Origin of the sequence: Archangium violaceum Cb vi76 (assembly GCF_000733295.1) — a bacterium.
Classification (GTDB): Bacteria; Myxococcota; Myxococcia; order Myxococcales; family Myxococcaceae; genus Archangium; species Archangium violaceum.
The window spans coordinates 26,083-34,382 of the sequence record NZ_JPMI01000132.1; the positions used below are offsets into that span (position 1 = coordinate 26,083).

General features: G+C 68.5%; 9 protein-coding genes. 7 read left to right on the plus strand and 2 right to left on the minus strand.

The window, feature by feature from the left end; all coding sequences use genetic code 11:
- The first annotated feature begins 127 nt into the window (after window positions 1-127).
- The 5 genes from Q664_RS19705 (at window position 128) to Q664_RS19725 (ending at window position 3,864) form a co-directional block, all read left to right on the plus strand.
- Window positions 128-586, plus strand: a complete 459-nt coding sequence (locus Q664_RS19705; RefSeq protein WP_043397684.1) for an SRPBCC family protein — start codon at window positions 128-130, stop codon at window positions 584-586.
- Window positions 587-733: 147 nt separating this feature from the next.
- Window positions 734-1,543 carry a hypothetical protein gene (locus tag Q664_RS19710; protein ID WP_043397687.1) on the plus strand — a complete coding sequence of 270 codons (810 nt, stop codon included), beginning with the start codon at window positions 734-736 and terminating at the stop codon, window positions 1,541-1,543.
- A gap of 178 nt (window positions 1,544-1,721) precedes the next feature.
- Window positions 1,722-1,967: a UPF0175 family protein gene (locus Q664_RS19715; protein WP_043397690.1), complete on the plus strand. Its 246-nt coding sequence runs from the start codon at window positions 1,722-1,724 to the stop codon at window positions 1,965-1,967.
- On the plus strand, window positions 1,967-2,443 hold the full coding sequence (locus Q664_RS19720; RefSeq protein WP_043397692.1) for a PIN domain-containing protein: 477 nt from the start codon (window positions 1,967-1,969) through the stop codon (window positions 2,441-2,443). Before Q664_RS19715 ends, Q664_RS19720 begins: the two co-directional genes overlap by 1 nt.
- A gap of 215 nt (window positions 2,444-2,658) precedes the next feature.
- Window positions 2,659-3,864, plus strand: coding sequence for a glycosyltransferase family 4 protein (locus Q664_RS19725; protein WP_043397695.1), 1,206 nt, complete (start codon window positions 2,659-2,661; stop codon window positions 3,862-3,864).
- An 18-nt stretch (window positions 3,865-3,882) separates the two neighbouring features.
- Here Q664_RS19725 and Q664_RS19730 read toward each other — a convergent pair whose 3' ends face one another.
- Window positions 3,883-4,440, minus strand: a complete 558-nt coding sequence (locus Q664_RS19730; protein ID WP_043397698.1) for a Uma2 family endonuclease — start codon at window positions 4,438-4,440, stop codon at window positions 3,883-3,885.
- Window positions 4,441-4,800: 360 nt separating this feature from the next.
- Between Q664_RS19730 and Q664_RS19735 the strand changes: the two genes are divergently transcribed.
- A complete protein-coding gene (locus tag Q664_RS19735) occupies window positions 4,801-5,601 on the plus strand; it encodes a sensor histidine kinase (protein ID WP_052518395.1) in 801 nt (266 codons plus the stop codon).
- On the opposite strand, the gene Q664_RS19740 is transcribed toward Q664_RS19735, so the two are convergent.
- Entirely contained in the window at window positions 5,598-6,350 is a 753-nt protein-coding gene (locus Q664_RS19740) for a hypothetical protein (protein WP_043397701.1), read from the minus strand. The genes Q664_RS19735 and Q664_RS19740 overlap by 4 nt on opposite strands.
- A gap of 420 nt (window positions 6,351-6,770) precedes the next feature.
- Between Q664_RS19740 and Q664_RS52375 the strand changes: the two genes are divergently transcribed.
- Complete coding sequence (locus tag Q664_RS52375; protein ID WP_052518396.1) at window positions 6,771-8,153, plus strand: sensor histidine kinase; 1,383 nt, start codon at window positions 6,771-6,773, stop codon at window positions 8,151-8,153.
- The last annotated feature ends 147 nt before the right edge of the window (window positions 8,154-8,300 follow it).

Consider the following 8,300-nt stretch of genomic DNA (forward strand, 5'->3'; position numbering starts at 1 on the left):
CGCGGCCGGGGGGCTTTTCCCGGCTGGATTCGGGTCGGGTGTCCGGTCATCAGGGGCGGCGCTGGTGCGAGTGGCCTCGCCCGGCGTAGAAGCTGGGCGAGCTTTCCGCGCGTGCTAGCGTTCGGGCATGAGCACGACCCGCATCAGCCGTCATGTGAAGGCGCCCCGCGCGCGTGTGTATCGCGCACTGATCGATGCGCGCGCGGTCGAGGCGTGGAGGGTGCCGCCCGGCATGACCAGCCACGTGCATGTATTCGAGCCCCGCGAAGGTGGCTCGATCCGCATCTCGCTCACGTACGATGAGCCGACCGCGACCGGCAAGACGACCGCGCACACCGACACGTATCACGGCCGCTTCGTGAAGCTCGTGCCGGACGAGCAGGTGGTCGAAACGATCGAGTTCGAGACGGAGGATCCCGCGCTGCTCGGCGAGATGACGCTCACGATCTCGCTCGTCGATGCGGACGGTGGCACCGATGTCATCGCCGTACACGATGGGGTGCCGAGCGGCGTGTCGCCCGCCGACAACGAGACCGGCTGGCGGTTGTCACTCAAGAGACTCGCGGCGCTCGTCGAGGCGGGCTGATGCACCTGCGGCCTGGCGCGTGAGCCGGGGCGCGCCATGCGAGCGATGCGGCCCTCTTCAGCAGGAGGTCGATGCGCGGAGTCCAGAGAGTGGACGGGCGACGAGCTGAGCCCGGAGGTGTAGAAGCGGGGGCGAGGAGGCACTCGCATGGCGGACGCGAAGCACGGGAAGGACGGGAGGCTGGGCCCCTATCGGCTCGGCAGGCGGCACGGGAGCAAGGGCTCGGAGGGAGAGCTGGGTCGGCTCTACGAGGCGTACAACGTTCATACGGAGCTGCCCGCGTTGGTGCTGGTGCCGGGACCTGATGAGGGTGGGGCGTCCGAAGAGGATTGGACGGTGCGTGTCACAGCCCGGGAGCAGCCGCCCTACGTGGCGTTGGAGGTGGAACAGGCGTCGGCCACGGGAGGGCTTGCGGGACTGGCGGGGCTCTTCGAGGTGCTCACCCGCATGGTCGAGCGGATGGAGTGGAGCGATGAAGCGCGCCATCACCTGACGCACCCTCCGGAGGGGAGACTGAAGCGGTGGGCCGCACGTGCACGCCGGGTGTTGGCGAAGGGACTGGACTACAGCGTCGAGCTGTTCGTCATGGCCCTGGTGCTGCTGATGATCGCGGCACACGTGCGGGCCTACTTCGACAACCCGCGGGGCGAGCAGCACGAGTCCAGCGGGGTCGTGGTCGAGGTGGTGGAGGAGGGCCGTGCGCCCACGCTGGTGGACACGGGCGACGAGGGCCCGGTGGGTATCACCTATCCCCTGCCAGCGAAGCCGTTCAGCGACCAGGCGAAGGCGCCATGCAGGTCCAACCGGTCCGAGGTGGAACTCAGCGGTGGCTGCTGGTTGGCGCTCGAAAAACGTCCACCCTGTGGAGAAGATTTCGCCGAGTACCAAGGCAAGTGCTACGTGCCGGTCTCAGCGCGCTCGCGGAAGCCGCGTGAGCCACAGTCCATCCAACCGTGAGCCACTGTAGCCTCGTCGTCGTGGCGCGGGGGCCAACGAGGGGACAGTTGCTCCAGGTTGGCCGCGCAGGACGGCTATCGACTGGTCGATGCGCCCCTCTCCGAGCGAGCGTTTGCACCTGGGGGCTCTGGGCTGCATCATCTCTGGAAGAGAAGTGCGCTCAACGAACTGTGCCGCCATGCAGATTACCCTGAACGTCCCGGAGCAGTACCTTATCGACGCTGAGCCTGAGGAACTGGCGCGGCGCATTCAGCTCTATGCGGCAGTGCTCATGTTCCACTCTGGTGAGCTGTCCGCCGGGGCGGCGGCCGAGTTCGCTGGGGTGGATCGCTTCACCTTCATGGCCGAGTGTCAGCGGCGCGGGATCTCCACCGTGAACTATCCGGCGGAGGAGTTGGCCGAGGAAGTCGCGGCGCTGCGCTGATGCTGATCATCGCCGACACTTCGGCGCTCGTCGCACTGGCGGCCTGCCAGCAGCTTCATCTATTGGATGTGCTGTTCGCTGATGTACGAGTGCCCCCTGCCGTTCATCGTGAATGCACGGTTCCCGGTAAGCCCGGGGCGGATGCTCTGGGCGAGTACCTGCGCAGCAAGGTTGCCGAAGTCGCGTTGTCCGAGTTCGTGATCGCCGTGGCTGGATTGGGACAGGGCGAATTGGAAGCCATGGCTCTCTACCGGAAGCTTTCGGCGAATGAACTATTGGTCGATGACCAACGTGCTCGAAAGGTGGCGCGGTTCAACGGTATGAGAGTCATCGGCAGTGTGGGCGTGTTGCTTGCCGCCAAAGAGCGGGGTCTGCTCCATGTTTTGCGGCCATCGCTGGAGGCCATCCGGCGTTCCGGAATCCATATCAGCGATGCACTGCTCGCCGAGGCTCTGCGGCTCGCAGGTGAGACCTGACGGCTTGTCGGGCTGGGCGGATGGCTCACGCGCTCTCGCGCGGTGGGAAAAGCATTCTCATGCATGCAATAGCAGACGTCCGTGGAGTCCATGCACGACACTGCTGTCTGCCTGGAAACCTTCACGCCCACTCCGTCCTGGCGGGCAGGAGGCAGTGGGAACCGTGAGCACTACATCCCTCCTCTCGCGCTCTGCGCTCCTCAGAGGAGGCCGATGTGGATGCTCCTGGCCAGTCCGAAGGTGTCTCCAAGTTGCGGCTGCTCGTCGGGGTGCATGAGGGCGGGTTCAACGGCATCGACACCTACTCGGAACAGGTCGCGGCCAGCGCCGTGGCCGCCGGGCACGAGGTGACACTGGCGGTCACGACGCCCGCGGCCTCCCGCCTCCGCTCGGGCCTCGGACAGGCTGGGGTCCGGATCCTGGAACTGGACATCGCTCCTCCTGGCCGGGTGGCTCGTCTGGCGGCGCGCTTCTGGCCCCGGCTCGAGCGGCGCCGGCTCGAGCGAGGACTGGCCTCGGCACTCGCCCGCACGGGGCAGCGCTTCGACGTGGTCCACCTCAATCGTCCGGGTCTGGCTCCGGCCATCCGCCCCTTCACCCGCCGGCTCGTCTCGGCCGCCTGGTTCTACCCTCACGAGCCGGTGCGTCGCGCCGTGGAGACCTGGCGGCATACCCGGGGCGGCAACCTCCTCCGGCGGATGGTGATGACCCTCAAGTCATTCTCCCACTACCTCGGCGACGTGGAGGGGTACCGCGCCTCGGACTGTGTCGTGGCTCCGCCCCCCTCGCTCTCCGCCCAGCTCCGCTCCCAGGGCATCCAGGCCATGCTCTGCCCTCCACCCGTTCACGTGGCGCGCCCGGACCTGTCCCCCGTACAAGAGCGGCACGCGGTGGATCTCAAGCGGCTGCTCATCTGCAGCGGAGACCTGTCCCATCCGAGGAAGAACCTCCTCCTCGCGCTGGAGTCCCTGCGCTACCTCGCGCCGCGCGGCTGGCGGCTCCAATTGGAGGTGATTGGGAAGAATCCGGAGCGGCTCCAGGCACTGGCTCGCACCCTGCCGGAGGGCATCGACGTGCGCTTCACCGGGCCGCTTCCAGCCGCGCGAGTCCAGGCTCACATGCGCTCCGCGGATGTCTTCCTCTTCCCCAGCCTCTACGAGGAGTGGGGCTATGCCGCCGTGGAGGCGCTCCTGTGCGGCACGCCCGTGGTCACCTTCCCCGTCTACCCCTTCCCCTTCATGCTCGAGGGCGGGCTGGGAGAACTCGCGGGAGACCTGTCCGCGCGAAGCCTCGCCGAGGCCGTGGAGCGGGCCTTTCATTTGAATGACAGGCCTCGGCTCGCCTGGGCCGCCGCCGAGCGGTTCGGTGGCTCCGTGGTGGCCCGGACGTTGACGGAGATCTGGACCGCGCCTCGTGCGTGAGGGGCGCACTCCTCCGGGTCAGCGCTCCCAGAGCGTGGCGAGCTTCAGGGGGAGCACCGCGAAGGGCTCGGCGTGCACGGTGGCCTCGCCGCTCCAGTGGCCCTGCCGGCTCCAGCGCCGCCGCTCCAGCCGATAGACCTCCAGCTCTTGCTGGAGTGGATCCACCAACCACAAGTGGCTCACGCCTTCGCGGGCATAGGCCTTCATCTTCTTCTCCCGGTCCAGCACGGCCGTGGAGGGCGAGAGCACCTCGCACACCCAATCGGGGGCCAGGGTGAAGGCCGCCGTGTGCGGCATCTCCGGCATGCGCTCCCGACGCCAGCCCGCCAGGTCTGGTACCAGGGCGTCATCTCCGAGGTGCAGCTCGGGCTCGACCAGGATGACCCAGCCTCCAGGTCCGTCCTGGCCCTGATCGAAGGGCCCACCCAACCACGTCCCGAGTCGATAAGCGGCCCGGGCATGAGGCGAGGCAGGGCGAGGGCTCACGTACAGCTCGCCATCGACGATCTCCCCCACGCAGTTGGGGGGGACGGTCTCCAGGTCTTCGTAGGTGGCCTTGCGCCTCGACCCGCTCATGCCCGGAGCATGGGGAGTCGAAAGTGCTTCTTCAAGCGGTGCCCAGCGACTGTCGAGCGAATCATGCCCCATGCACACAGTCTAAAGGTGACTTGAAGAGTTGGCAACCGGTAGCCGACATGAAAGGTCACCTCGGGCGGGCTCGTGAAGACGGCAAGCGAGCTGCCGTCGCATTCCAGCCGCGAGGCGTGTGCCAGCCACCCCGTACACCCCGACACGCTTCCGGCTCGCTCCGCGGCACCGCGCATACGCCTCTACCCTCGGGGGCTGGTCAACCGTCGGATGCCGGACAGGGAGACCGTAGATTGTTCAGGGGTTGGGCTTCTCGGCGCACGGTCCGATGCCTACTTCCGTTGTCTCATGAACGAGGCGCTCGTCGCGGAAGGCATGTCGGCAACGGTGGGAGCGGCCGTATGGGAGCCGAGGTCCGCGCCCGCCGATCTTCCCTACCGGGAGCTCTTCCTCGCCCTCGCCGAGGCGCTGCCGGACGCGGTCTTCACCAAGGATCTCCAAGGGCGCTACACCTTCATCATCGGCTTCATCGGCACCGAGCTGTGCCGGCTGCCGCTGCCCGAGGACGCTCGGCGCGAGCTGCTGGAGGCGCTCTCCGACGCGCGCGAGGGCACCGAGCGCATGCGGCTCATCGTCCAGAGCCTCCAATCCCTCTCCCGAGGGGACGCCGTGGCCCCGCGGCCGCTGGCGCTGCACGAGGTGCTGGAGAGCGCCCTCCGGATGGCCTCGGGGCGGATGGGCGGCGGTGTCCGGGTGTTGCGCGACCATGGCGAGGTGCCGCGGGTGCTCGGCCATGGTGTGCAGCTGGCCCAGGTCTTCACCAACCTGCTCGTCAACGCGGCGCAGGCGCTGCCGCCGGGGGGCGGGGACATCCATCTGGTGACGCGCCGGTTGGGGCGCTCGGCGGCGGTGGTGGAGGTGCGCGACACCGGTTGTGGGATTCCCGCCGAGCACCTCGAGCGCATCTTCGAGCCCTTCTTCACCACCAAGCCCGTGGGCGAGGGCACGGGCCTGGGCCTGTCGCTGTGTCACGACATCATCCGCGGGCTGGGCGGGGTGATGACGGTGGACAGCCTCGTGGGCGAGGGGAGCTCCTTCCGCGTCTTCCTGAACGTGGCGGAGCTGGAGACGGAGGAGGCGCGGGGCTAGCGGGAGGCCTGGGCCTTGGCGAGCACGAGGTTGGAGTAGCGCGCGGTGATGCGCAGGTGCTTCTTGTAGAAGAGGAAGCCGCCCTCGGCGTCCACGTGGAGGGTGTCGAGCACCTGGCCCATGCCGGGCTGGGCGCGGAAGTCCATGCGCACGTCCACCCGGTTCGCCATGTCCGGCAGCGCCGTGGGGCTGTAGACGAGGCGCAGCAGTTGGCCCGAGCTGGGGTCCACCAGCGCCTCGCCCTTGTGGACGGAGGGGGCCTTGGTGTCATCGGCGCGGGGCTCGAAGCGCAGGCGCAGCTTGTGGGGCTCGCGCGGGTCCGGGCCCGCCAGCGAGAAGCGGTGCTGGGCCAGGTGCGAGGCGGCGAAGGGCAGGTTCACCGAGTTGAAGGCGGTGCGCACCTCGCCCTTGCGCTGGCGCTCCTCCAGGTCCTTGCGCAGGGCCGCGGTGGCGTCCTGGCCGTCCTTGCGCGCCTGGAGGACTTCCCGGTGGTGCTGGCCGTCCTTCACCGTGACGCGGTCCACCCGCTCCTGCGTGTGCTTCACGTTGCCGTCCCCATCCAGCTCCTCCACCCGGAGGGAGATGGTCACCTGCTCCACCTTGCCGGCGAGCAGCTCCTCCATGCCCCACGTCGTCTCACCCAGGCGCCGGGCGAGCACCTCGGCCTCCGTGGTGGACGGGGGGCCTCCCTGGGCCTTCACGGGTAGGGAACAGAGCAGCAAACCCACCAGGGTGAGCGCGCGATACATGCAGGGCTCCTGGATGACCCCACCCCGAGCGGCGGGGGGCGTGGAAGATGCACCACGCCGCGCCCTGGTGGAAGTGGGGATTCCACGAAAGTTGTCCTTCTTCTCGCGGAACCAACTTCCAGGGATTCTCATGGGCCGGGAAGCCTGGCGGCCCATGGGCGGCAGGCGCTTTGTCGAAGGGCGCCAGCCGCACCGGGCGTCCCTCCCGCAGGGACTGGTAGCGCGCGCTCCTTTCAGCCGTTGGGCTCTTCCTGGCGGACGGGGTGAGGGGGTGGCCCTCCGGGCGTGTCTGTTACAGTGTGGGGAACCTGCGCGCCGGAAGTCGGGGGGATACGGGCGCGCGCCGGGTGGGCGCACGGGTGGCGGGACGGGGTTGTCTCCTGACATCGGGAACGCAGGCCACAGCTTGTTGGAGGAGGAATGCGTTCACCCGAGAAGGGGCAGGAGCCCGGGACGGCGGCGGGCCGGATACGTGCGCGGTTGGACTTGTTCGTGCTCGGACTGGTCGTCGCCGCCCACGTGATGGCGGTGGTCTCCATCTGGGGCCAGTGGGAGCGCATCGGCATCATCTCGGCCATGTTCGTGGGGGTGGCCTGCATCAACTTCGTCATCGCGCGGCGGTTTCCGGCCGAGCGGGCGAGGACGGCCGAGGCCCTCCGGATGACGTTCAACCTGCTCGTCTCCATGCCCATCTACGGCCACTTCACCGGGTGGGCGCTTCCGGTGTGGATCCACCTGCCGCTCAACAGCCTGTGGGTGGGCGGGTTCATCGACATGTGGTCGCGGGTGCGGCTGATGGTGTTGCTCCTGGCGGTGGTGGGCTTCGCGCTGTTCGAGGGGTGTCCGCCGGCCGTGCCGCTCACCTTCCTGGTGATGTCGGTGGCGCTCGCGGGCATCTCGGAGGCGCGCATCCACCTCAACCAGCTCACGACGAACGACCTGGAGCAGCGCAACCAGGAGCTGGCCAAGGCGTTGGCGGAGCTGGATCTGGCGCACCGGCGGGCTCGCGAGCAGGAGCGGCTGAGCAGCCTGGGCATGCTGGCGGCGGGCATCGCGCACGAAATCAACAACCCGATGAGCTACGTGAAGAGCAACATCCACACGCTCCATCAGGAGATGAAGGAGCAGCAGGAGCTGCCCGGGCCGCTGCGCGAGTACGTGACGGAGGTGTTGCCGCAGACGTTGGATGGCATCAAGCGGGTGTGCTCCATCGTGGCGGACCTGAGGCGCTTCGCGCGGGGAGACCCCGAGGCGCTCGTCGAGTACGACCTGAACGAGGAGGTGCGGGCATCGCTGCGCATCACCCGGAGCCGGGTGCTGCCGGAGTGCGACGTGGTGATCGAGTTGGGGGAGTTGCTGCCGATGCTCGGGCACCCGAGGCAGATTTCGCAGGTGGTGGTGAACCTGCTCATCAACGCGGCGCAGGCGATGAAGGGGCGGGGCACGGTGTACGTGTCCACGCGGCCGGACGGCGAGGATGACGTGGTGTTGACGGTGAGGGACACCGGGGTGGGGATGGCGCCGGAGGTGTTGGCCAACCTCTTCCAGCCCTTCTTCACGACGAAGCCGGCGGGAGAGGGGACGGGGCTGGGGTTGGCGGTGGTGCACGGCATCATCACGGCGCACGGCGGACGCATCCGGGTGGAGAGCCAGCCCGGGGAGGGGAGCACCTTCACGGTGCGGCTGCCCCGGGTGCCGCCGATGAAGTTCATCGCCGCGCAGGAGATGCCGGAGCAGCCGGGCGCCTCGACGATTCACGTGTTCCAGGGGCCGCTGGCGCGCGAACGGCGGGAGGAGGGCTAGGTGGGGAAGCCGGCCGCGTCCTCCGGAGAGGTGTATCCGTCACTCCTCCCTCGCCCTCCGGGAGAGGGTCGGGGTGAGGGTATCGGGTGAACCCGGGTTGAACCCTCTGTCCACAGCGTGGGCCACGGATTGAAGAACGGACCCGGA

Bases quoted from the DNA above. Each gene is read 5' to 3' on its own strand.
- Q664_RS19715 (WP_043397690.1), top strand. From the start codon at position 1,722: ATGCAGATTACCCTGAACGTCCCGGAGCAGTACCTTATCGACGCTGAG.
- Q664_RS19730 (WP_043397698.1), bottom strand. From the start codon at position 4,440: ATGAGCGGGTCGAGGCGCAAGGCCACCTACGAAGACCTGGAGACCGTC.
- Q664_RS19735 (WP_052518395.1), top strand. From the start codon at position 4,801: ATGAACGAGGCGCTCGTCGCGGAAGGCATGTCGGCAACGGTGGGAGCG.
- Q664_RS19710 (WP_043397687.1), top strand. From the start codon at position 734: ATGGCGGACGCGAAGCACGGGAAGGACGGGAGGCTGGGCCCCTATCGG.
- Q664_RS19720 (WP_043397692.1), top strand. From the start codon at position 1,967: ATGCTGATCATCGCCGACACTTCGGCGCTCGTCGCACTGGCGGCCTGC.
- Q664_RS52375 (WP_052518396.1), top strand. From the start codon at position 6,771: ATGCGTTCACCCGAGAAGGGGCAGGAGCCCGGGACGGCGGCGGGCCGG.
- Q664_RS19705 (WP_043397684.1), top strand. From the start codon at position 128: ATGAGCACGACCCGCATCAGCCGTCATGTGAAGGCGCCCCGCGCGCGT.
- Q664_RS19740 (WP_043397701.1), bottom strand. From the start codon at position 6,350: ATGTATCGCGCGCTCACCCTGGTGGGTTTGCTGCTCTGTTCCCTACCC.